The organism is Catenovulum maritimum (assembly GCF_001050375.1).
Lineage (GTDB): Bacteria > Pseudomonadota > Gammaproteobacteria > Enterobacterales > Alteromonadaceae > Catenovulum > Catenovulum maritimum.
In genome coordinates this window covers 1-25,006 of record NZ_KQ130483.1, presented here as the reverse complement: position 1 = coordinate 25,006, position 25,006 = coordinate 1, and the positions used below count along the sequence as shown (strand labels likewise).

22 protein-coding genes and 1 pseudogene are annotated in these 25,006 nt (G+C 35.0%); 11 read left to right on the top strand and 12 right to left on the bottom strand.

Going from position 1 to position 25,006, the window contains the following annotated elements:
- Positions 1-26 precede the first annotated feature (26 nt).
- From XM47_RS02650 to XM47_RS02625, 6 genes are all read right to left on the bottom strand, one after another.
- Entirely contained in the window at positions 27-1,010 is a 984-nt protein-coding gene (locus XM47_RS02650; RefSeq protein ID WP_048689297.1) for a hydrolase, read from the bottom strand.
- A 20-nt stretch (positions 1,011-1,030) separates the two neighbouring features.
- Positions 1,031-1,441 (bottom strand): hypothetical protein, encoded by a 411-nt coding sequence (locus XM47_RS02645; RefSeq protein WP_048689294.1) that lies wholly within the window; start codon positions 1,439-1,441, stop codon positions 1,031-1,033.
- On the bottom strand, positions 1,441-1,677 hold the full coding sequence (locus tag XM47_RS02640; RefSeq protein ID WP_048689292.1) for a hypothetical protein: 237 nt from the start codon (positions 1,675-1,677) through the stop codon (positions 1,441-1,443). Before XM47_RS02640 ends, XM47_RS02645 begins: the two co-directional genes overlap by 1 nt.
- 51 nt (positions 1,678-1,728) lie before the next feature.
- Positions 1,729-2,127, bottom strand: a complete 399-nt coding sequence (locus XM47_RS02635; protein ID WP_048689290.1) for a YacL family protein — start codon at positions 2,125-2,127, stop codon at positions 1,729-1,731.
- Between the two features lie 11 nt (positions 2,128-2,138).
- On the bottom strand, positions 2,139-3,338 hold the full coding sequence (locus XM47_RS02630) for a sensor histidine kinase (RefSeq protein WP_048689288.1): 1,200 nt from the start codon (positions 3,336-3,338) through the stop codon (positions 2,139-2,141).
- 413 nt (positions 3,339-3,751) lie between these two features.
- The gene (locus XM47_RS02625) at positions 3,752-4,978 is read right to left on the bottom strand and encodes a multifunctional CCA addition/repair protein (protein WP_048689285.1); all 1,227 of its coding nucleotides are present in this window, start codon (positions 4,976-4,978) and stop codon (positions 3,752-3,754) included.
- 72 nt (positions 4,979-5,050) lie between these two features.
- Between XM47_RS02625 and XM47_RS18685 the strand changes: the two genes are divergently transcribed.
- Entirely contained in the window at positions 5,051-6,667 is a 1,617-nt protein-coding gene (locus XM47_RS18685; RefSeq protein WP_077066452.1) for an ExeA family protein, read from the top strand.
- 4 nt (positions 6,668-6,671) lie between these two features.
- Complete coding sequence (locus tag XM47_RS02615; protein ID WP_048689283.1) at positions 6,672-7,604, top strand: general secretion pathway protein GspB; 933 nt, start codon at positions 6,672-6,674, stop codon at positions 7,602-7,604.
- A gap of 48 nt (positions 7,605-7,652) precedes the next feature.
- On the opposite strand, the gene XM47_RS02610 is transcribed toward XM47_RS02615, so the two are convergent.
- The 3 genes from XM47_RS02610 to XM47_RS02600 form a co-directional block, all read right to left on the bottom strand.
- Positions 7,653-8,513, bottom strand: a complete 861-nt coding sequence (locus XM47_RS02610; protein ID WP_048689280.1) for a DUF3014 domain-containing protein — start codon at positions 8,511-8,513, stop codon at positions 7,653-7,655.
- Between the two features lie 71 nt (positions 8,514-8,584).
- Positions 8,585-9,322, bottom strand: a complete 738-nt coding sequence (locus XM47_RS02605; RefSeq protein ID WP_216595969.1) for an esterase family protein — start codon at positions 9,320-9,322, stop codon at positions 8,585-8,587.
- A gap of 8 nt (positions 9,323-9,330) precedes the next feature.
- Entirely contained in the window at positions 9,331-10,230 is a 900-nt protein-coding gene (locus XM47_RS02600) for an acetylxylan esterase (RefSeq protein ID WP_245623407.1), read from the bottom strand.
- 349 nt (positions 10,231-10,579) lie between these two features.
- Here XM47_RS02600 and XM47_RS19245 point away from each other — a divergent pair.
- From XM47_RS19245 to XM47_RS02565, 6 genes and pseudogenes are all read left to right on the top strand, one after another.
- Positions 10,580-11,590, top strand: a pseudogene (locus XM47_RS19245) (response regulator).
- On the top strand, positions 11,590-12,555 hold the full coding sequence (locus XM47_RS02585; RefSeq protein ID WP_048689272.1) for a GGDEF domain-containing protein: 966 nt from the start codon (positions 11,590-11,592) through the stop codon (positions 12,553-12,555). The pseudogene XM47_RS19245 and the gene XM47_RS02585 overlap by 1 nt, the downstream one beginning before the upstream one ends.
- Positions 12,556-12,723: 168 nt before the next feature.
- Positions 12,724-13,659 (top strand): ABC transporter ATP-binding protein, encoded by a 936-nt coding sequence (locus tag XM47_RS02580; protein ID WP_048689269.1) that lies wholly within the window; start codon positions 12,724-12,726, stop codon positions 13,657-13,659.
- Positions 13,659-14,387, top strand: a complete 729-nt coding sequence (locus XM47_RS02575) for an ABC transporter permease subunit (protein ID WP_048689266.1) — start codon at positions 13,659-13,661, stop codon at positions 14,385-14,387. The genes XM47_RS02580 and XM47_RS02575 overlap by 1 nt, the downstream gene beginning before the upstream one ends.
- Positions 14,388-14,399: 12 nt before the next feature.
- Positions 14,400-16,217, top strand: coding sequence for a GldG family protein (locus XM47_RS02570; protein WP_048689263.1), 1,818 nt, complete (start codon positions 14,400-14,402; stop codon positions 16,215-16,217).
- An 8-nt stretch (positions 16,218-16,225) separates the two neighbouring features.
- Complete coding sequence (locus XM47_RS02565; RefSeq protein ID WP_048689259.1) at positions 16,226-17,233, top strand: DUF4340 domain-containing protein; 1,008 nt, start codon at positions 16,226-16,228, stop codon at positions 17,231-17,233.
- Between the two features lie 361 nt (positions 17,234-17,594).
- Here the strand turns inward: XM47_RS02565 and XM47_RS02555 are convergent, their stop codons facing one another.
- Positions 17,595-19,823: an NADP-dependent isocitrate dehydrogenase gene (locus XM47_RS02555; RefSeq protein ID WP_048689249.1), complete on the bottom strand. Its 2,229-nt coding sequence runs from the start codon at positions 19,821-19,823 to the stop codon at positions 17,595-17,597.
- Positions 19,824-20,045: 222 nt separating this feature from the next.
- Between XM47_RS02555 and XM47_RS02550 the strand changes: the two genes are divergently transcribed.
- Complete coding sequence (locus XM47_RS02550; protein WP_048689246.1) at positions 20,046-20,438, top strand: acyl-CoA thioesterase; 393 nt, start codon at positions 20,046-20,048, stop codon at positions 20,436-20,438.
- Here XM47_RS02550 and XM47_RS02545 read toward each other — a convergent pair.
- Complete coding sequence (locus XM47_RS02545) at positions 20,435-21,439, bottom strand: hypothetical protein (RefSeq protein WP_048689244.1); 1,005 nt, start codon at positions 21,437-21,439, stop codon at positions 20,435-20,437. The genes XM47_RS02550 and XM47_RS02545 overlap by 4 nt on opposite strands.
- A gap of 256 nt (positions 21,440-21,695) precedes the next feature.
- Between XM47_RS02545 and XM47_RS02540 the strand changes: the two genes are divergently transcribed.
- Positions 21,696-21,977 carry a c-type cytochrome gene (locus tag XM47_RS02540; RefSeq protein ID WP_048689241.1) on the top strand — a complete coding sequence of 94 codons (282 nt, stop codon included), beginning with the start codon at positions 21,696-21,698 and terminating at the stop codon, positions 21,975-21,977.
- Between the two features lie 49 nt (positions 21,978-22,026).
- On the opposite strand, the gene XM47_RS02535 is transcribed toward XM47_RS02540, so the two are convergent.
- Positions 22,027-23,841 carry a hypothetical protein gene (locus XM47_RS02535; RefSeq protein ID WP_048689239.1) on the bottom strand — a complete coding sequence of 605 codons (1,815 nt, stop codon included), beginning with the start codon at positions 23,839-23,841 and terminating at the stop codon, positions 22,027-22,029.
- 809 nt (positions 23,842-24,650) lie between these two features.
- Here XM47_RS02535 and XM47_RS02530 point away from each other — a divergent pair.
- A partial coding sequence (locus tag XM47_RS02530) for a hypothetical protein (RefSeq protein ID WP_048689237.1) occupies positions 24,651-25,006 on the top strand: 356 nt, incomplete at its 3' end.

Below are 25,006 nucleotides of genomic sequence, written 5' to 3'. Positions count from 1 at the left end.
TAGCAATACAATTTGTACTAACCGATTTATAAATGGTTTTCTATAAAACTTAGTGAGCGAGTTTCCATCCAATATTCACCTTTGAAAGGTGTTTTTCCTGAAATAAAACCGACATGTCCACCAAATTTACTCATTTCGTATGTGACTCTATGAGATAAATCGCTCGATTTAGGAACACTTTTATTAGATAAAAAAGGATCGTCTAGAGCATGTAAAAGTAACGTTGGTTTTTGAATGTTTTTGAGAAATTGTTTACCGCTGCTTTGTTGATAATAATCACTGGCGTCATGAAAATCATGTAATGGTGCAGTAATTAAATCATCAAACTGCCATAAATTTTTTATTGATTTTAAGGCCTTAGGTGAAATATTTATTTTATGAGACAAATCGACTCTTTGGAGTTTACGAGTAATATTATCAAGCATCATATCGAGCAAGTATTTCTGGTAAACCTTAGAGAAGCCTTTTTGGATTCTGACGCAGCTTGCGGCTAAGTCTAACGGTGGGCAGATACCAACACTTGCAATAAAAGGCGCCAGTTCCCCAGATTCACCGAGATACTTGCAAAGAACATTAGCGCCTAAACTGAAGCTGATGCAGGATAGCGGGGTCTCTGGGTATTGCTTTTTCAACCAGTTTGCAATGAAAGCTAAATCGGTTGTTTCACCTGAATGATACGCACGCATCAGTCTATTGGGGCGCCCACCACATGATCTAAAGTGTAACAACACACCAATCCAACCTTTATGCTTTATGGCATTCATCATGCCTTTAGCGTAGGTACTATTTATTGAACCTTCTAATCCATGTAAAACTAAAACAATTGGTTTATTACAATCTTTGTTGGGCTTTTCAGTCCAATTTAACTGAATAAAGTCACCATCATCCAGCTCAATTGTTTGCTCGATTGTTTCACACTTTAATTTACGTCTTTCTATTTTTTGCCAAATTGTTTGGCAGTGACGATTTTTCAACCACCAAGCAGGTTTGAACTGACTTTCAATAATCATATTTGTTGCTTGTCCGAGCGTTAATGTTTGTTCTTCTTTTTAGTTTCTAGTACGAAGTCAGAGCGGGATCTTAACTTAGCTTTATGCCTGATCGCCTCAAATGGATCATTCTTCATATCAGCAATATTTGGATCTGGCACACTTGTGTTAGAACTTTGCTTTATATTTGGTTGGCTATGATTTGGTTTTAACAAATATTTGAAGCCCCATATATAACCGAGCAAAGTTGAAATAATACATAGCCACTTGGCTAACAAAGCATAACCCAAATATTGCGTCAGATCTTGACTATTAAAATACTCTTTAAGATCTAGATGAATATAATGTATTAAGGTGATGAATATAATAATAACTAAGGTTAAAACGATTAACTTTTTATACTTAATCAAAAAACTGGTCATTAACCCTAAACGCAATAAAGGGGCAATCATTAAATCCACCACCCAAGACCTAATGCAGCAGCCATAGCAAATAGGCCTTTCTCCTTAATTTTACTTTTAATTTTGTCTTCTTCTTCTTTAACTATGATCTCTAATTCTTCAGGACTTAAAGATTCAGCTTTTAGTCCTGCTAATATTATCCTTGAACGAGCAGCATTAATTGCGGATTCTCTAATCTTGCTATCTAAATTTTGTTTGAATTGGCTTACTGGGTTTTTAAGTTTCATAAATTTCTAATTATTAATGAGGCTAGAATGAAATTTAGATACTAGCTATCTCTATGAAATGAATTCTATCCACTCTTGGATTAACTTAGAAAAATCGCTTAAACCACAACCAGTCATAGACGAAGATTCAGTATCATTTATTAAGTTAGGATATGACAGAGTAAAGTCATCTTCTTCTGATGGGTTTTCTACTCTGTCTAAATCTTCTGCTATTTCACCATAAACCAACTCAACTTCATATTGATTCATGCGCAAAATATAGTTTTGATGTTTGAATTCTTTAGATTTTATCTGTTTTTCAATGAGTGAATTGATAGCACGACTTATCTCTAGCAATTGAGGGTTTAGTTGGTTAACTTCGTCCGTTAACCAAACACCAAACAGCTCATATTCGCTAGGGCAGGTTGCGAGTGCGTCACCCGTTATGTCTTGCTTAAATTCGTATTCCATTTGTTTTTTACCTAAGCTAGGTTACTTTCAATATTAATCGGTATTCTTATGTAAAACTCAGTGCCAGTGCCCAGTAAGCTATTACAAAGAAATTCACCTTTTAATTTGCCTTCTACTATTTCCAAGCAAATGGACATACCTAAACCCGTATTACCATTTGCTGAATTTGTGGTGAAAAATGGAATGAAGAGTTTCTCTAGGGTTTCTTCAGTCATCCCTTTACCATTATCTGCATATATTAGCAGAATTTCTGTATCATTTTCATTGAAGTTAAAAACTGAAATTTTAATCCTTCCTTCTTCCTGTTGCTCAAATGCATGAGTTAAGCTGTTGTTTATTAAGTTAATCAATACTTGGCTAAGTGGCCCTGGCATAGAGGTTAAACAGATACTGGAGCTGCAGTCGGTGATGACTTCAATGAGTGTTTTTTTCAATCTTGGTCTTAAAGTATTTAAAGTGTCATTGAACAACTGATTTAGTGGAAATAGCCTAATATTTTCGCTCTGTTGATCTACCGTTACTTGCTTAAAGCTCGCTATTAGTTCATTTGCTCGATTTATATTACTTTCTAGTAGAGTTTGACTATTGACTGACTCGTGTAAAAATTTTTCCAAGACTGGTTTAGATAGTTTACCTTCGTCTAGCTTTTGAAGGATACCTTCTGTTGCGGCAGACAACATAGAATTTGCTGTGACACATATACCTATAGGCGTGTTTATTTCGTGCGTGAACTCAGGCAACATAATCGCTATGTCAGACCTTTGTTTATAAATCAATAATTGTTCTTGGTAATAGGCTAGTTTCTCAATTGAATCATCTAATATTTGTGATTGTATTTCTGATTCCGCCGGCGTCGTTTCTTCGACAGATTCAACTAAGGTGCTAGGTATTTGAAAAATCAGTAGGACTTGGTTTGAATTTTCTAGCTTAGATAATTTTATATAAACAGAGTTATCCAACTCAGTTAATTTTGTTGATATTGAGATTGAGATTTCATCGGCTTTTGTATAACTAAATTTCTCCAGTGCACGAGTTAAATCTACTCGTTCTGGTTCAGTTAAAATACTGAGTAATTCGGGTAAGTTTTTAACTGATTTAATTTCAGCTAATTGCTCAAAACTAAAAAAATGAACGAGTTTTTTAGAGCCTAAATCTAGCGAAGAAATATATTGTTTTTGTAGCGGATTGGCATTTTCGATCGCAGAGCTCATTAATCTGAGATTATTGTAATAATCTTTCCGATTATATATGTGATAACTAAGCATTAATAAGGTCAAAATTATTAAGCATATTATCCCAAGCAGCATATTGACTAAACCTAATTAAATTAAACACATTAAGTTTAGTTCTTTCTTTGTAATTTACTAGCTAGTGTGTGTTGATCTTTTGACTGCAACTTTGCAGCAGTTTGTTTGAGATTTAGACAAAGCATAGCGATTGAAATGTAGTGAGCTCCCTGAATGAGCTATGAATTTAAAACAAACGCTGTCCTTCGGATTCGTCTTAAACACTTTTTGCTCTTTGTTGCTCGATATTTACATAGAATAACTATGCTGTATATCTCGCGTCGCGAGCAAAAAGCGTTTAATTAGAACAAAATATATACGGCAAACGTCAACACACCCTAATGAAATTTAGCTTTAATCTTGTCTATTGATTCTAGCCTTTTCTGCGTGATAGCTGCTTTAATTTCTAGCCCTTTTAAGCCTTGCTGCACAAACTCTTTCGCTGTAATTTTCTGCGTTTCTACAACTAATTCTTTGACATAATCAAGCTGAGGATATGTCTTATTTTCAAAATCTTTTCTTCCTTTAAAATCGGCATAACTTGCTAGCATTATCTGCTCAAATCGGTCTGGCTTTCGCCATAAATCACAGCGGTCGAAAACTTTTAGCCAAGTTTCAGCTCTAAGCTCGAAAGCCTTATGAAAGTGGCAATGGAATTCGCTTACTAAAACTGCTAACTCTCGATATTGGTTTGGTACTTTTAATCTTTTACACATTGAATTGATAACATTGATACCCGCTTTTTCGTGACCATGATGACTTGGCCAGCACTCTTGAGGTGTTAACCCCTTGCCTAAATCATGACATAAAGCAGCGAACCTTAGTACACTTGAGCCACTTAATTGACTACTTTGAGCTAATACCATCATAGTATGTATGCCAGTATCTATTTCTGGATGCCATAATTTAGGGTTTGGGACACCCCATAATCTATCTAGCTCCGGCATAATGGTTTTGAGTGCACCAATATCATGTAATATTTTAAAATAAACTTCAGGATTGGGCGTGTTTAAGGCTTTTTCGGTCTCAATCCAAACTCGCTCAGGCGTTAAGCAATCAAGTTCTTCACCAATTGAGATTAAACGCATTAAATCTAATGTATCATCAGCAATTTTAAACCCAAGGTAATTAAGTTTAGCTGCAAATCTTGCAACTCTAAGGACTCTTAAAGGGTCTTCAGAAAAAGCAGGGGATACATGCCTTAAGATTTTATCATTCAGATCTTTTACGCCATTGTAGGGATCATGTAATTGATCTTCTTGATCAAGTGCAATTGCATTGATCGTCAAATCTCGACGCGCTAAGTCGTCTTCTAAACTAATCGCCTGAGAAAAATCGCAAATAAATCCAGTATATCCATTGCCTTGCTTTTGTTCTGTTCGAGCGAGTGCATATTCCTCTTTTGTTTTAGGGTGAAGAAAAACGGGAAAGTCCTTTCCCACTTGTTGGTAACCTTGTGAAAGCATTTCTTCTGGTGTACTTCCAACAACTAACCAATCTCTATCTTTGACAGCTATATTGAGTAAATTATCTCTAACTGCACCACCCACTAAAAAAACTTGCATTAAATGCCTCTTGGAATTTCGACTCAAGCAGCCTATATTGTGCCACTGAATTAGCTAATAATGTAAAAATTTATGTATAAAGGATTTTTTGGTTTAACTGAAATACCTTTTTCAATCGCACCAAATCCAGATTTTTTGTTTATGAGTGAGCGCCATAAAGAAGCGTTAGCCCATTTAACTTTTGGTTTAAATGAAACTGGTGGTTTTGTTTTATTAACAGGTGAAGTTGGAACAGGTAAAACGACAATCTCTAGGTGTTTACTGGATAATATTCCGGACAAGACTAATGTTGCTTTTGTTTTAAACCCATCATTGACTGAGCAAGAGCTACTGGCCACTATTTGCGATGAATTTAAATTAGATTATGACAAAAATAATCTTAGTATTAAGGCACTAAACGATACGATTAAGGCGTTTTTATTATCAAATCATGCTGAAGGTAAGAATGCTTTACTTATGATTGATGAAGCTCAGCATCTCAGACCTGAAGTGCTTGAGCAGTTGAGGCTACTAACCAATCTGGAAACTAATACTAAAAAATTATTACAGGTTATTTTAATTGGCCAACCTGAATTGCAACAGTTACTTAAAAGGCAAGAGCTTAGACAGCTCGCACAAAGAATAACAGCCAGATATCACTTATTGCCATTAAACAAGCATCAAGTCGCAGAGTACATTAGGCACAGGCTTAAGATAGCCGGTTGCAACAAAGCTTTATTTACTAAAAGCGCGATAAATGAAATTCATAAAATTAGTCAGGGTATCCCGAGATTGATTAATTTACTCTGCGACAGAGCTTTATTAGGGGCATTTGTAAAACAGCAACAAGTGATAGATAAAAAGATTGTTTTAATCGCAGCTAAAGAGTCTATTGATTATCAAGATCCGCAGCAAAGCTTATTGACTAAAGTTAATTTACTCGCGGCAACGGTTAGTTTTATTTGCTTACTTGTGGTTTATTTTGTTATCAACACACAGTCCAATGAAAGTATGGAAGCAAAAACACTCTCAATTAGTTCAACTGATGTTGAAGTAAAAGCGAAACAGGATGATTTGGAATCGGAGCAGCTTAATATTCAAACGCAACATATTGTTGATTTAATACCAGAGCAAGATTTATTAACAAACTTAAGCAATTTATCAAATAAGTGGTTAGTGGAATTAGACATCGCGGCTGAACAGCCTTGCCTTGATTTAATTGAATATGGCTTAGCATGCTATGAATTTAATGGCAGTTTAAAACAGCTTAATATTCTAAATTTACCCAGTATTCTAGAGCTTTATAGCCATGACGGTCGTAGTTTTTATTCACTTTATCTTGGTAGTAATAATCGGAACAAATTAATACTGGATACTAGCGAAAAGCAGATTGAAATTGAACAAACGACATTAGACAAATATTGGCGCGGCAAAGCATTAATTGTTTGGCAACCGCCAGCAGAAAACATCATTAATATCGATGCCGATTCGGATATTGAATTAATTCAATGGTTGGAAACAGCTTTGTCGGTTGAGTTAAACCAATTACGTCGTAAAGTGAGTTTTTTTGATAAACCATTACAACTTAAGCTCAACCAATTTCAAAATAAGCTTGGTTTATCTTTAACGCCATATGCGGACACCATGAGTTTAATTGCATTGCAGCAAAAGTTCGTTTCGTCGTCACCTAAACTACTAGGGCCTAAGTAAATTTATGTCGTATTTATTAGAAGCTTTAAAAAAATCTGAAAACAATACCTTAATTGAAAAAGAACAAAGCGCTTCGTTATATGCTCAAGATACTAAAGCTGATTTTATATATAGACAGTTTAAAATTTGGCCCTTGGTTTTTATTTTTACTGGCTTAGTCTTTTACTCTGGCTATTATTTCGCAATTAAAAGTGTATCTGATGCAACACAGATAAACAGCTTAGCTGTCGCAGCGCCTGTTCCTGAAAATTCTAATTTAAGTTTGGATAACAAAACGAGCAAAGATAAAGCGCCGCTGGTTTCCAGCCAAGAAACTATACCCAATAAACTTAAAACTGAAAGGGGTATTAAAGTCGAGGCTTTTTCTATATCTGATATGTCGATTGCAAAACTACAAAAGACTAAAAAGAAAGAGGCGGTGACCGCTGTTGAATCGATAAAATCGACAGTAACAAACTCAAATCCAGTTAGTGAAGTGGAAGAAGCGTTAAGCTTAGATGACAATGAAAAGAGTCAATCGAGCAATTTTGTTGTAGCAGTAAAAACTAAAGATACAGAAGATGAAGCTACAAACTCTCAAAACGACGCAAGAATAATTGAATCTCCAGTGTCAGACGATTTGTTGAAAAAGTTTGCTCTTGCGATGGAACAAACCATGGCATTATCAGATGAAGAGATTAGCCATAAAGTTCATAGTCAAGTGAAGCCTTTAGCAGAACACCCTTATGAATTTCAAAAACTGATACCAAGATTAGAGTTTCAAACGCATATTTATTCTTCTGATCCGAATCAAAGATGGATCAAAGTAAATGGCAAAGTATTAAATGAAGGGGAAACGTTTGAAAGCGGGCTTAAACTGATAAAAATTGAACCGCAGAGTATTGTACTAAGTTATCAAACTAAATTATTTTCATTAGAAGCACTATCTAATTGGTAAATTATCTAACCCGGTATCGGGTTAGATAATGAATCATTTGATGATCAATTACTCATCTAGTTTAGATTTTAGTGGTTTTAAACTCGCTTGCAGTTTTTCTAAGTTATCAGGACCTAAACGTAGCATAAACTTTTGAATTGGATTTAGTGATTCTAAATCGTCATCTGCAAATTTATACATCGCTGAAGGTGCAACCAGTTTAATATCATTTCTAATAACAGGCGTTTGTAAGATATGCGTAATAGTATCTGATATTGTGACCTTTATGTCTGCGGATTCATAGCCAATCTCTTGGTAAGCTTCTGTTAATAATGGCTCAAATTTGTCGAGATAATCTAAAATCGTTTCTGTAGATAACTCAGTTACTAAATCAACATACTTGTCATATCTTTGATAAGTGGTTGGATCAATAATATATTCTTTATCATTAATCGGAATTGCTTTAAAAGCTTGAGATGGTTTTAATACTGGACTGTGTCTTTGGATTAAATCTCCCTGAGCAGCATTTTCACTAAAAACAACAAATTTTCTAATGACGTCCTCAGGGACGAGTAAATCAATCAAACTTGAGCTTTGATAACTATCAGCTAAATCTTGTTTAACTAGAGAATCACTGTTATTAAGACTGGGTAATTTAGGCTGTTCAGGCTTTTTTAACTCTTCAACTTCGTCATCAGACATATCATCTTGATTGTCTAACACGACAACTGGCATTTCCGGCTCTTTATTAACTTTCTCTGGTAATTTAGCAAGAGTAGGGGGGGTAATTGGTTTTATTTCTTCAACTATTGGTTGATTAACAGACTCTGGTTTTTCATCACCAGACAATGCAAAATATAAACCAGCTGAAACGACGGGTACTGCGATTACCGCAGCAATTAACATATTGCTAGAGTTCGATTCTGACATTTACTGACTCCCTTGATTTGATTGAATTAATTATAGATTAAGAATGACAAGTTAGTATTAAAGTTCGAAATTTATTTAAAATAAATTGAAGCCATCCTCCTCCAGTAATAGCCAGTATGTGCTCTCTCTTCCCAAACATAAAAATTATGTTGTATGTCTTTCTGATTTAGGATGTGACATAGATCTAGGTTATTTTGAAAGAATGGGTCTTCTTGACCTATTACTAGTGTGATTTTTAAATTTCTGATCTCAGCAAGCTGTTTCGGACATGATAAATTGGGTAAAAAATGAGTCGGAGTATTAAAATAAACGTCTTCATTGTAAAAGCCATTAAACAGGTCGGAGAAGTACTCGACATTTAAAGTGAGATCATATCGGCCACTAAATGCCATTAATTCAGTAAAGATTTTTGGATATTTAAATGCAATATTAGCTGCATGGAAAGCGCCTAAACTGCAACCGTGAGAGATTAATTCAGGGTGCTGATTTTGTTCATTTATAAATGGAATAACTTCATTGATAACGTAATCTTCGTAAGCTTGATAGCGGTTAATCCGACCAGATGGGTGAGCCCAAAAACAGTAAAATGTTTCGGCATCTATGCCGTCAATACAAAATAATTGAATTTCACCCTGTTCTATTTGACTGGCTAGTCGCTGTACTATTCTTAAATCTTCATACTCATAAAAACGACCACCACGAGTTGGAAAAACTAAAACTTTTCGTCCGGAATGACCAAAAATCAATAACTCCATTTCCCTTTCTAATGCAGGACTCCACCATTTTTGGTACTCGCGCTTCATTTCCATCTCTCTGCTTATAATGTGTTAAAAAATGTATCTAATTCTTTTAATAATGCTGTATCTTGCTTTTGTTTATTTGGGTAATCATGGTGCCCAGCTTCTAATACAAATAATGACTTATCATCACGTATTGCATTATAAATACTAAATTGACCTGGCGGGGCGACCATAGGGTCAAATAAAGCGGCTGCCGTATGTGTCGGTATAGTAATAAACTTAGCCGCTATTGCAGCATCATAATATGACAAGGTGTTTAAAGTTAACTGCTTATTTTGTTTATAAAAATTTTGGACTGAGTCGGCACTACCTGTGGTTGCTAATTCAAGTCTAAGAGGCTGATTGCCAAAACTAGGAATATTAAAATGTGCTTTTGATATTCGTTTATCCCAAGCAACAGCCATAGCACCAACACCACCGCCAAAGCTAATTCCGAGGAAACCTATGTGTTGCTGTAAGTTCGGAAAAAGTCTGATGAGGGCACTAACTGCTAACCAAATATCTTCAACGCAGCCACCTATTATGTATTGATCCTTTTTGTCTATGTCATGTAAAACATGCCATTTGGGTTCTGTTGAAATAGGTGATTGAGCACTTCTAGATAACCCCCTACAACATGGAAATAATATGGCTGAATCTGAAAAAGGTAAATGATAATCAGGCCCTTCTCGTCCCGCATAACCATGAGATACAACAAAACCTCTGTTAACTCTGCCTGTAGTGGGTAAACATAACCAACCATTTATTTTAAAATCATTGGTTGAAGTATATTGTATTTCAAATACTCTATGTTGGCCTCGAGTTACACCAGTATCAAGTATTCTAGGCATAGGGTGAATGGTAAGGGCATTAGCATATTTCGCATGCCAAAACTGTTCATAATCTAGGGGTACAGCTGGGGCAGCAACTTTTAACAATGAATGCAGGTTATAACCATAAGTTGGATCAAATGGATATTCAATTAAATTATCGATAACTTGCCTCCAACTATTTGAGTCATTCTATAGCTTTATAACTTTTGTCTTTTTCTAACTTACCTAAGACAATGCCATCTATCGGTTCTAATTATGAATAAAGCTATAAAAGCTCTCATACCATATCAAAAAATCAGATAAATATATTGTTTTATATAAAATTAATTATTTATTCTAATAAAATGAAATTATTGAGAAAAAAATCAAATTTAGATTTGCTAAAGTTAAATTTTTAACCAACAATTGTAAATCATGTAAGGTTATTTTTGTAAATAAGGAAAATCTTAAGGTTATGGCAACCCCTGTGTTAATTTGTGATGACTCAAGTTTTGCTCGCAAACAAATGGCAAGAGCTCTCCCAAAAAATTGGGATGTAGAAATTACATTTGCTTGCAACGGTGAAGAAGCGATTCAAGTTATCAAAGAAGGTAAAGGCGAAGTTGTTTTTTTAGACCTTACAATGCCGGTTATGGATGGCTATGAAACGCTTGCTTATATCAAAAAGAATGAGCTTAATGCATGCGTTATTGTAGTTTCAGGCGATATCCAACCTGAAGCTCGAGCCGAAGTAACTCAATTAGGTGCATTAGAATTTATTAAAAAGCCAATTTCGACAGATAAAGCCGCTGAAGTACTAACTAAATTTGGCATTTTATAATTATTTAAAAAGAGAATTATATTAGTGAATCAATCAGTATCCGTTTCAATCACTGAAGATCAACGAGATTGCTATCAAGAGATCAGTAATGTTGCCATGGGGCAAGCAGCTGATTTACTCGCTCGTTTACTTGGTGTAAAGGTTATATTACCAATACCCGTGGTAAACTTGATTGAAGTAAATGAACTTAGGATGGCTTTAAGTGGGATTGAAAATTCAGATACAGTTTCTGGTGTGTGCCAAGGTTTTATCGGGAACGCAATCTCTGGTGAAGCATTATTAATCTTTAATGACACCAGTTTTAGCGATATTTCGAGCTTACTGCAATATAAAGGCGTATTGGATGCTGCATTAGAACTTGAGCTTCTAATGGATGTTGCAAATATTCTTATAGGTGCATGTTTGCGAGGAATTGGTGAACAACTTGATGTTAATTTTAGTCAGGGACACCCAGTTGTTTTAGGTCAACATGTTAACTTAAATGATTTACTTAAATCAGATAATTACAGATGGACTAAAACATTAGCCATAGAAATCAATTACAAAATTGAAGGTTATGATATTAACTGCGATTTATTAATATTATTCACTGAAGATGCAATTGATGTGCTTAACCGTAAAGTAGATTACTTATTGGAAGATTAATGACCGATTCATCACAATCATCAGACCAATTTAAAGAAATGCATTCATTTATGGCTATGCTGCAAAACTTAGATGTCGGCTTAGTTGTACTTGATCGTGAATACAAGATTCAATTGTGGAACAATTTCATGGAAAGCCATAGTGGTTTGCATCCATATGAAGTTCGTGAGCAAGTTTTATTTGATGCCTTTCCTGAAATTAATAGAGACTGGTTTTGTCATAAAGCAGAAAGTGTCTTCCAACTTAATACCCGAGCTTTTACAACCTGGGAACAACGACCTTATTTATTTAAATTCAAAAACTATCGTCCAATTACTGGTTCTGCTCAATTTATGTACCAAAATATCACTATAATCCCACTTGATTCGTCAGTTGGAGTAGTCGAGAAAATAGGGATTATTGTTTATGACGTAACAGATGTTGCAGTAAATCGAATTGAATTAAATGCGGTCAATAATGAGCTAAAAAGATTATCAAGAACTGACAAGTTAACAGGTCTATATAATCGTGGTTACTGGGAAGATTGCTTAGCTAAAGAATTTAAGCGAGCGCAACGTACAGAACAAGTTAGTACTTTAGTTATGTTTGATATTGACCACTTTAAAAAGGTTAATGATAAATATGGTCACCCAGCTGGCGATGCAGCAATTAAAAATACAGCTGATTTGCTGATAATGAATATGCGAGAAACCGATGTAGCGGGACGCTATGGTGGTGAAGAATATACAGTGCTATTAATCGGAACTACAGCAGAGCAATCGATGACCTTTGTTGAACGTTTGCGTAAAAGTATTGAGGACTCTGTTGTTCAATATCAAGATCAAAAATTTAAATATACAGTTAGTCTAGGTGTCGCCGAACTAACAAAAAATATAAAATCACATAGTGAATGGATAGAGTCAGCAGATCAGGCTTTATATCAATCTAAAGAAAATGGTCGAAACTGCGCCACAATTTATAAATAAACAAATCCTCTATAAAAGCACTTAAATTTCTCTTGAAATTTAAGTGCTCTGCCTACATATTATTTTCCGATTAGTAACATTCAAAAAACTAACAAAATAAATAGTTTATATTGTTATTAATACTTCTCTTTTAAATTTACTTTAAAGCAATAGGAAAAATTTGACGTTATGATCCGTATAAAAAATCTGACTAAAAAATTTGGTGATTTCGTCGCTGTCAATCAACTAAATTTTGAAGTGAGTCCTGGAGATATTGTTGGTTTTCTAGGCCCAAATGGCGCTGGGAAATCTACAACAATGAAGATGATTACTGGATTCCTTGAACCAAGTTCAGGCAGTGTTGAAATTCATGATCTAAATATTATTAAGCATCCAATCAAAGCTAAAAAACTTTTAGGTTATTTACCTGAAGGTGCACCAGCATATGGTGATATGACTGTTGCTCAATTTTTAACTTTCATTGCTCAGGTCAGAGGCTTAACTGGAAAATATAAAAAAGAAAGATTAGCCGCCGTAGTTAAGCAAGTTGAATTGGAGCAAGTTTTAGATCGTCAAATTGATAATTTATCCAAAGGTTTTAAACGCCGAGTAGGTTTAGCACAAGCGATTTTACATGATCCTAAAGTACTGATTCTGGATGAGCCTACTGATGGATTAGATCCAAATCAAAAACATCAAGTTAGAAAGTTAATACAGAATTTATCAAAAGATAAAATTGTTATTGTTTCTACACATATTTTGGAAGAAGTGAGTGCTGTTTGTAATCGTGCCGTTATTATCGCTTCAGGTGAGAAATTATTCGATGGAACACCCGAAGAATTAGAGCAAAAATCTAAGTTCAATCAAGCTGTTACTATCGAGTTTGAAGGTACACCTCCAGACTTTTCTCAACTTAGATTAGCCCCTGGTGTAATTGATATGATAGAACAAAGTAGTAGTGTCGTTACGCTAGTTGCGCACGAGAGCTATGATTCACTATTCCCTCAAATTTTCGACATGGTACAAACACACAATTGGTCAGTAAAGGCTATGTATCTTGAAAAAGGAAAGCTCGACGACGTGTTTAGACAAATCACTCAGACTCAATCAATGGAGGTAGCATAATGACTTGGGTTATTTTCAAAAGAGAATTTGCTAGTTTTTTTGCTACACCTGTAGCTTATGTCTTTATTTTGATTTTTTTAATGATGAGTGGTGTATTTACTTTCTTTTTCGGAGGGCTTTACGAAAGAGGTCAGGCTGATTTACTACCATTTTTTAATTTTTTGCCTTGGTTATATTTGTTTTTAGTACCAGCAATTGCAATGAAATCTTGGTCGGAAGAAAGAAAATCAGGTTCGATTGAATTACTAATGACATTACCTATTACGATAAAACAAGCTATGTTTGGTAAATTTTTAGCAGCATGGTTTGTTATCGGTTTAGCACTCATTTTAACTTTCCCACTTGTGATAACGGTTAATTATCTTGGTTTACCTGATAACGGCATCATTATTTCTGCGTATATTGCGAGTTGGTTTATGTCCGCTGCATTTTTAGCTATCGGTATGTGCATGTCAGCTATCTCAAAAAGCCAAGTGGTTGCATTCATTTTAGCTGTTGTTGTTTGTTTCTTATTTGTTTTAAGTGGAACAGGCATGGTGCTTTCTGCGTTAAAAGGTATTGTACCAAGTTTAGTACTGGACACAGTTGCGTCTTTTAGTTTCTTAACTCATTTTGAAGCTATGGCGAAAGGTGTCATTAGCTTAAATGATATCTTTTATTTTGTATTAGTTAGTTTTATCTGGCTATGGGCTGGATTAGTAGTTGTTCAGCAAAAGAAAGCAGATTAAGGAGTGATAACAATGAAAAAAACTCAAGTAACGATTTTCATGATTACTTTAGTTGCACTCTTTTTTGGTGCAGCTTTACTCAATAATTTATTTTTATCTAAGTTTCGCTTAGATTTAACTGAAAATCAGGTTTACAGCCTGTCTGATGGAAGTAAATCTATTTTACAGAAAATGGATGAGCCAATTCACTTGTATTTTTTCTTTTCAGATAAAACCTCTGAAGGGATGACACAAATCAGAAATTATGCCCAACGAGTACAATCATTATTAGAAGAATATGAACTTTATAGTAATGGAAAATTGAAATTACAAGTAATCGATCCTGAACCATTTTCTGAAGCGGAAGATAAAGCGGCCGAATTTGGTTTAACCGCCGCTCAAGTTGGCGCTATGGGCGAGAGTCTATATTTTGGATTAGGTGCAAGAAACTCAGTTGATGACCAAGAGATAATTGCTTTTTTCGATCCAGCAAAAGAAACATTCTTAGAATATGATATTAGTAAATTACTGAATAAACTCTCTGATGCTGACAAAGTTAAAATTGGATTAATAACTGATTTACCAATTACAGGTGGACCAGCTAATCCGATGAACCCAATGGCCGGTGTGCAGTCACCTTGGGTTTTTTATCAGCAGTTGACCCAAATGTATCAGGTAGAACAACTAACAGACAATATTCCTGATGATTTAGATACTTTAATGCTAATTAATCCAAGTAATTTATCTGATGATTTAACTTTCGCTATTGACCAATATTTAATGAAAGGCGGAAAAGTACTTGCCTTTATTGATCCGTTAAGTGAATCTAACCCTGACGGAGGCATGCCAACAGCAAGTCCTTTAGCTGGGCTAGTCAATAAATGGGGTATTTCATTTGAAGGTGACCAAGTTGTACTAGACGCAGCAAAATCACTTGAGATTCGTTTACCTTCAGGCGGAAGTGGTAAACATTTTGGCTTCCTTGGTTTAACTCAAGAAAATATTAGTAAAGATGATGCTGTGACAGGGCAGCTGGATTCAATTAATGGAGCATCGTTCGGCTATCTGGAATTAGCTGAGACAAATTCAGGTATTAAATTAGAGCCACTATTTACAAGCTCTGAGTATGCGTCGACTACTTCAAGTATGCTTTATATGAGCCAAACAGACCCGGTAAAGCTTCAAACTGGATTTACACCATCGGGAGAAGTTTATACATTAGCTGCTAGGATACATGGTGAAATAAAGTCAGCTTATGCTGATGATGAAGAATATAATCAAAATCCTGATTTTACTTCCTCCAACTCTGAATCTAATTTAATTTTAATCGCGGATACAGATTTGCTAGCAGATCGCTTTTGGGTTCAAACATCAAACTTCTTTGGCCAAGCCATAGCGACACCATTTGCAAATAATGGAGACTTAGTCGCGAATGCGGTCGAAAACTTAAGTGGTTCGTCTGATTTAATCAGCATCCGAGCTAGAGGCAAATTCAGCCGTCCTTTTACAAAAGTGGAAGAACTTGAAGTAAAAGCTCAAGCTCAATTCAGAGAGAAAGAGCAAGCTTTACAAGCTAGACTTTCAGAAACTGAGCAACAGTTAAGCCAGCTACAAACTAGTGAATCGGGTAATTTAGTTTTATCTGACGAGCAAGAACTCGCGATTAAAAACTTCCTTCAAGAAAAAATTAATATTCGTAAAGAATTAAGAGAAGTTCGCCATCAATTGGATAAAGATATTGATGAGCTTGGTAGTTGGTTAAAATTCTTAAATATTGCAGTTGCGCCAATAGTTTTAACTTTCTTACTTTTTTTACTGAGCTTATTGTTTAAACGTAGAAGATTAGTTTAGGTGATTGCATGAAAAACATTTATGTACTTATTTTAATCGTTTTTACCGCGAGCCTGATTTTTTTAGGCATCAATTTAAATAGTTCATCTGATATCGATGATACTCAGTTTTATCCACTCTGGAACTCAAGCGTTGTAGAGAATAAAGCAGGTCTAAATGGTATTAAGATTTATGATAAAGCTGGCCAACTAATCATACATGCGCAGTTAGACAATAATATCTGGCGTATGGTTAATGCGGCTAATTACCCCGTTGATCTAAACCAAGTCTCAAGCTGGTATAAGAATATCTTAGCAGCTAAAAATATAGAACCTAAGACTGGGTCAGCAGACAAGTACTTTAAACTTGGGCTAGATGTAAACTCTGATGATATAGAAGAGCGGCCTAATTTGATTAAGCTTGATTTCGAACAGACTCAATTTGAATTCTATTTAGGCAATGTAGCCAGTTCTGCAAAGGGGAGCTATATAAAATTAGTGTCTAACCCTCAAACTTGGTTGCTAGATCAAAATATCAATCTACCTGAAGATAATATTGATTGGTTAAACACCAGTTTGTTTAGTTTTAATACTAAAGATATTAAAAGTCTAAGCTTTGAATCAGTCGAAGCTGACCAAGCTAAACAAAGCTGGACATTGTCAAGCAGCCAAGAGCCAGACCAAGATTTGACTTACAGTCTAAGCTTAATTCCAGAGGGTTATGAGCTAAATAATCAGCAAAAAATTATAGATTACTTTACTGATATTAAGTCGCTTAATTTTGAATCTGTCTTTGACTATGACACTGAATTATTTTCTGCCCCGAATATTTTAATTAAAATTGAATTACTTGATGGCAAGAATCTAACTTTAATGGCTAAACAGCAGGCTGAAGATTATTATTTATATATTCAATCTGATGATAATCTAAAGCAACAAGCTTGGCATTTTAAAATCAGTGAGTATGATTATGGCCGCTTAAATAAACCTGTCACTTATTTACTTAGTGAAATTGTTAAGCCAGATGTTGAAGGCTAGCTAATATAACTAGTATTTTAATAGCCGATGGCGCTTCATCGGCTTTTTTATATCCAGCAAATGACATTCGTCTAAAACCCTCTATAAACTCGACTTGAGAAACATCATATTCATAGCTCTCATATATCACCCATCTAAAAAATCTATTACTTGCTGTTAATACAGGGATAGCATTTGGCGCTTTAAGCTTTAAATTCAAAATAAATAAATTGAGCTCGGGGTAAGTGGCTTAAGTAGAGTTAGGATTTTAGATTCCTGACTTTGGCTGGTGTAAGAGGCAAGGCTTTAAATCATTAAGAAATGAAAAAGCCGCTAAACTAAGTTTAGCGGCTTCAAAACATCAATCAACTAAAGCTAAATATTAGAAGCTTTCGATTGCTGAGTTTAATGTTGCACTAGGGCGCATAGCTTTAGAAGCTAACTCAGGGTTTGGTTGATAATAACCTTCAACATTTTGTGCTGGACCTTGAGCTCCGTTTAATTCAGCAACGATTTTCTCTTCATTTTCAGTTAAAGTTGCAGCTAATGCTTCAAACTGAGCTTTAAGCTCTGCATCATCATTTTGCGCCGCTAACTCTTGTGCCCAATACATAGCTAAATAGAAGTGGCTACCTCTGTTATCGATAGAGCCTAACTTACGTGCAGGCGATTTATCATTCAATAAGAAAGTACCTGTTGCTTTATCTAAAGTGTCCGCTAAAACTTTTGCTTTAGGGTTTGATGCAAAGTTACTTAAATGTTCAAATGAAGCTGCTAAAGCTAAGAACTCACCTAAAGAATCCCAACGTAGGTAGTTTTCTTTTTCGAATTGTTGAACATGTTTAGGTGCTGAACCACCCGCGCCAGTTTCAAATAAACCACCACCATTCATTAATGGTACGATTGAAAGCATCTTAGCTGATGTACCTAATTCTAAAATTGGGAATAAATCAGTTAAGTAATCACGTAATACGTTACCAGTTACAGAAATTGTGTCTAAGCCATCTTTACAACGCTGTAAAGTTACTTTAGTTGCTTCTACAGGAGATAAGATTTGGATATCTAAACCAGCCGTGTCGTGTTGTGGTAAGTATTGCTTAACTTTCTTAATCATTTGCGCATCGTGAGCACGGTTTTCGTCTAACCAGAAAATTGCTGGTGTATTAGATAAACGTGAACGAGTAACAGCTAATTTAACCCAATCTTGAATTGGTGCATCTTTAGCTTGAGACATACGGAAGATATCGCCAGCTTCAACAGCTTGTTCCATTAATACTTCACCGCTATCAGAAACAACTTTGATTGTACCCGCAGCAGATGCTTGGAAAGTCTTATCGTGTGAACCGTACTCTTCAGCTTTTTGAGCCATTAAACCAACGTTAGGCACAGTACCCATAGTTGTTACGTCAAACGCGCCGTTTTCAATACAGAATTTAATCGTTTCATCGTAAACACCAGCATAACAACGATCTGGAATTACAGCTTTAGCGTCTTGCTCTTTACCAGCAGCATCCCACATTTTACCGCCACCACGGATCATTGCAGGCATTGAAGCGTCAATGATTACGTCTGATGGTACATGTAAATTAGTAATGCCTTTATCAGAGTCAACCATAGCTAAGCTTGGAGCTGCTGCGTAAACTGCGTCAAAATCTGCTTTGATTTCAGCTTGCTTAGCTGCGTCTAAACCACCAATTTTAGCGTAAACATCACCAATACCGTTGTTTACATCAACACCTAACTCAGCAAATAAGTCTGCGTGCTTAGCTAAAACATCTTTATAGAATACAGATACACATTGACCGAAAATAATTGGGTCAGAAACCTTCATCATGGTTGCTTTCATGTGTAATGAAAATAATACACCTTGTGCTTTAGCGTCAGCAATTTCTTCAGCTAAAAAGGTTTGTAATGCTTTAGCACTCATTACAGATGAGTCAATGACTTCACCTGCTAATAAAGGTGCGAAATCTTTTAATAAACTTGTTGTACCGTCTGCAGCTGTAAATTCAATTTTGAATTGGCTTGCTGATTCAACCGTAACTGATTTTTCACTCGCGTAGAAATCGCCTTCAGACATAGAAGCAACATGAGCTTTAGAATCTTTAGCCCATTTACCCATGCGGTGTGGGTTATTTTTAGCATATTGCTTAACTGAACCAGGTGCACGACGGTCAGAATTACCTTCACGTAGTACAGGGTTTACAGCTGAACCTAAAACTTTAGAGTAAGCTGCTTTAATTGCTTTCTCTTCATCTGTTTTGGCTTCTTCAGGGAATTCTGGTAAAGCAAAACCTTTTGCTTGCAACTCTTTAATAGCTGCTTGTAATTGAGGAATTGAAGCTGAAACATTAGGTAATTTGATAATATTTGCTTCTGGTGTTTTAGCTAATTCACCTAATTCAGCTAGTGCGTCAGCTACTTTTTGATCTTCTGGTAAAAAGTCTGATAAATTGGCAAGAATACGGCCGGCTAAAGATATATCACGTGTATCGACTTCAACACCTGCTTTAGCTGCATATGCTTGGATAATTGGTAATAAAGAATGAGTTGCCAATGCCGGCGCTTCATCAGTAATTGTGTATATAATCTTAGACTTATCAGTTGTCATAAATTTTCCTTCAACAGTATAAAGTGATTGTTCTTCTTTTAAATAAAAGAGATAAATCAACATATAAATTTAAAAATATTCTGCGACGAAGTATAGCAGGTGAATGTACTAATAAAACACTGAAATGAAAGGAAAGGCATTTCTATAGTGAATCTAGGATATAACGTTTGAGATATCTTAGTTTGATGATATAAACCGATATTAAATTTTTGGAGTGAGCTTATGTACCAATTGGAGATGCAAGTTAGAGACTATGAATGCGATATGCAAGGAATCGTAAATAATAGTGTATATATGAATTACTTGGAGCATGCTCGACATGAATTTTTGAAAATGAAAGGGATTGATTTTGCTGCTTTGGCCACACAAGGCATTAACTTAGTTGTAATTCGTGCTGAGGTAGACTATTTAAAATCATTACAAAGCTCTGATAGTTTTAAAGTCGCTGTAAACTGGAGTCTTAGTTCAAGGTTAAAGGTTTGTTTTGAGCAAAGCATAATAAATCAAAATAATGAAAATATTATGAGAGCAAAAATTTATGCCACTGCGTTGAATACAAAGGGTAGGCCTAAAATCCCAGAAGAAATTGCAAAAGCAATTAATAACGACAGTTAAAAATGTATCTCAGGGTTAAGGTGCCTTTTTAAAATTCGCGCTTTTTCTTCGTTCTCAACTAAATGTTTGTAATTATAAATCACCATACCATCTTTAGCTTCTACAATGTTACGTTTGAGTTCGGTTTCAAATTGGTTGTTTGGAATGTCAAATTTCAAACGCCAATGATCTACCTGTAAACCATAGTAAATCTTCTTGTCACTAATGGAGTGGTAATATTCCATTAGCGCGGCTTTTTCAGATGCTTCTTGTGGGGTGATATGGCTAAATGCAATTGGGCAGATAGCATCAAAGTAATTGGCAAGAGTATCAAGTTTTTGACCGCCGAATTTTTCTAACGCTGAGTTAAATTCGTCATATTTCCACGGCATAGTATTTAGGATAATTTCAGACTTTGGCGCAATTGTTTTTATTTCATTATAGAGTTTTTTGGCTGTCTGAGTAATTAACTCAATTCGCCACGCTTGGTATTGTAATTTAACTTGGGTTTCACTAGTGACATCTGTGATTGCAATGTTTTGCTCTGTCTCTTGTATGAATCGATTTAGGCATAGATTGCAAAAACAGCCATACTCAATATCATCTGCATTTATTAATTCATAAGGTTGATCTTGCCAAAATAAATAATGGCGTAAAAAATCTAGACTGATATAACTTACCTGATCCGCTTCTAGCCAGCTTTTTAAATCTGACACAAGTTTGTCTATATAACCTGACTGGCTAGGGCAAACAAATTGGCACCATGACGTTTTAGCAATATGTCCTTTGTTACTGATGGCAAAATGTTCTGGTTTTCGCTTTAAATATTCAGGCGCATTAAATATAGATACATTTAGCCATATTTTGAGACCGTAAGATTTTACCAATTCAAAGTTATCGGGATCATTTAATAAGTCAGGCGAGAGAATTAAAGTATTAACTCCCCAAAACTTAGCGTTTTGACAGCAATCTTCTAAATTTAGCGCATTACTGAGCGCGTATATTGCTATAGTTTTAGCCACTCGATTTATTTCTTATCATTTTTAAATTAAGATAAATCTAATATATGCATGAAAAATGTACAGTAATTTAGTGAAATAAATTATTTAAGATCAATCTATTATTTGTGTAAAGCAGTATAATAATTTAGTTCAAAATTATAAAATATATAAGTTTGGTTATAAATTTTGATTTAAGCGGGCTATTCAGATATAAACATTGAATTACAGATGGTTATTAACATAAGCTCTGCATACTTATCTTATTCGGGAGAATCTAATGTTTAAAAAATTATTACTAGCAGCTAGCGCATTAGTATCAATAAATGCCTTTGCACAACCGCCTCAAGCAGCTCTATGCGCTGGTTGTCACGGACAAAACGGGATTTCTGCAATTCCTATGTATCCAAATTTAGCAGGTCAAAAAAAGCAATATTTAGAAGATCAGCTAAAGAAATTCAAATCTGGCGAAAGACCTAATGCTATTATGAAAGGTATGGTTGCTAGTTTGAGTGATGCAGATATGAAAGCATTAGCTGAATATTATGCTAACATGAAATAGTAATAAAAATGGCGCGTAATGCGCCATTTTTGTTTGTACCAGAATAGGTTTAGTGAAAATGGACCTGATCTTTCGCACCTATTATTGTAAATAAACCGACCGATTTTGCATTCGCATTTGTAACCTTAGTCCCACCAATTACTAAATTTTTGAATACAATGTTTTTGATCTCACCATGCTCACCTGAATCGTTTATAATACTAGATGGCCTAACGACAGGTAAACCTCGCCAATCCACTGAACCTGGCTTGTAAGCACCATTGCCAAGTGGTGCATATGTTAATATTTCCTCGTCATTAATTAACCTTTCGATAAAAATGTTTTCAAAAGTGATATTTCTAAACGACTGATTTTTTACTTGCTTATTTTCAAGCCCAACAATACGAGTTAATGGACCTTCTACCCAGATATTTTTAAAAGTTGAATTATCTAATGATTTTCGACTTGCTGGATCAACTCTATTATATCCTCGGTCAGCGAAGTTAAATATACCTGCATTTTGATTTCGACCCGTTTGCTCAGCATGTATAATATCAAGGTTTTCTACCTCTAAATTTGATATATCCTTTGCGTACCAGCCAAATTGAAAAATTGCGCCATTATCTCCTTGCCAGATAACGCAATCGCGTACTTTACCATTTGTACTGTAGGTTTTAAATGCATCATCGAATGCAGATATAAAGCAATTTTTGATTGTTGAATTAGCGTGAATTGCAGCACCATCTCCATTCCATCGCCAATTACCTAAAACTTTAAAATTATTTAATGTACCCGAATAATGTGCTTCTTCAGTAAAAATATCGTCCCCGATTGGATCTTTTTCAGGTGCGTCTTCGCCATAGCCATCGTTTGAATTCCAGACAATGTTATCGTCTTTAAAACCCGTTATGACATAGCTTGGTGCGTTTACAAAGGTGACACCGTCTACGTAATATTGATCTGTCCCAACTTGAAGTAACTTAACTGTGTTAAACCAACAATCGATTGCTTCTCCTTTGTCATTAATGCAAGGCACTATACCATTTTGTCTTTTATCTGCTCTCCAAGGAAAAGCTTCACCAGATACAATACCTCTACCAGTGACTTTAAACCCTTTTTGATACCTTTTATAAGGCATAGCTGAGTTTATCGCCCCTTTAACATAAGCTCCTCCGGCTAAATAAACATGTATAACTGATTCAGGTACTTCCCAATAACCCAGTTCATGTACACCAGCTTCAAAATATACTGCAGTTGCTTTATTCGCTCTCGAGTGATCGAATGATTCGCCATATTTAACTACATAAGTATCGTTTGATTTAATATCCGGAGCCTTTATTAGATCCTTGGATTCAAGTGGATCGGTAAAAATCATTAAACCATCAAGTGGTAACTCCCTTACTTTATGATATCTATCATCAATATATTCTATAGATAATTTTGCGCTTGGTTTTAAGACCTGCACTGTGATAGTCGCATTTCTTAAATCTTTTTTTATGATTTTATAATCGATATTTTCAGTTCGGCGGGGTCTGACAAAAATGTCGGAAAGCGCTCCAGCTACTTTGTTCTTTTTCACGGTAAAACTTGCTTGTTCAGCAAAAGAAAATTGAGTCCAAGCTGTACTTCTTTTATCTTTTCTTGCATTGTCTGCACCATCACAGTTGTAGTTTATGCATAATTTCTCTAAAGGGGGAGTTGACTCAAACACGGTTAAATTTTGATCTTTTACTGTGACGTTATAGATAATAGATTGCTGGAGTTTTTCTGCACCGGGTGTTTGGTAACTAACTATATTATCTGTATGTTTATCTTTGTTGCTGCAAGCGATTAAGCTGCTTAATACGATACTTGTCACGATAGTTTTTACTAAAATATTTTTCATATTATTTAATAGTTAGGGGTAGGTAACTTAAATATATATAAAAATGGTTAAACATACCGTTTCATAAAGTAGCAAATTGTTTGTTTTTGTTAACCTAAGTTAAGTAGTATTTATCTATCTGTTTTTTATGGAAAATCACATTAAATTTGCCAGCCTATTACATCAAAAATGCCAGTCATTATCATTCGACACAGCCACCAAATGACATTTACGGTCACCACTGAATTCCATTAAGTTTGCCGCTGACAAATTAAGTTCACTGTGGCACAAAGCCTATATTTCTGCTTTGAGCGAATTGCAGATCTTAACTAGATTATAGTTGGGCGCCAACTAACCGACTCAAAGCAGACATATGTTTTACTTCTAGGATATCGACGTCTTAAATAAGCCAAATTTTTCTGACAATTCCATTTTAGTTGAATCTATGAATATATATTTAGCCATCAGTAAATCCTTCAACCCAATTGCTGGTTGTTTATACAGTTGTAATGGCAAGATGCCAAAAACTCAAATTATTTCTCGCTTTGTTTTTAACAAGGTATTGGTTTCCTGAAGATAATAGTAATTAACAATATGATTTTATTCGTTTTTTATAATAGTGAGTTTACATAACGACCCTATATTTGACTCGCTTTGACGATTGGCTTGGTTTCTAACCTAAAATTGTTGTTGCACTTTAGTTAATTTAAGCTTAAGTTTATGAAATTATTAATTTAAAACTTATTGGAATGGCGTTGTTAGACTCAATATTGAAAAGTTCTATACGCACTTCTAATGATTAAGCTGTTAGGTGCTTATCAAGGATGGTGATGAAGTTCTATTTCTCGATACCTATTTTACTTGGTATCTGTCTAAGTATTTTGTCGGTACTGTATAAAAGTTTTGATTTTTATTCTTTTCTAATAAGCATATTTGGCGGCACTTTATTTTATTGTACTCCGTATATTGCTTGGTTAATTTTTACTTACTTTATTAAACCTGCCAATGCTGTTGTTCATGCCGGTTATATTGGTTCTACATTGTCTTTAGTTTTAATTTCCAGTTTTTGGTTGTTGCCGCAAGACCCTTCGGGTCTTCCAATTCAATGGATGGCATATTGGCCTTTGTCTGGTATATTAATTATGTTTTGCGCAGTTGTTACGTATGTATATATTCGTGTACGCAG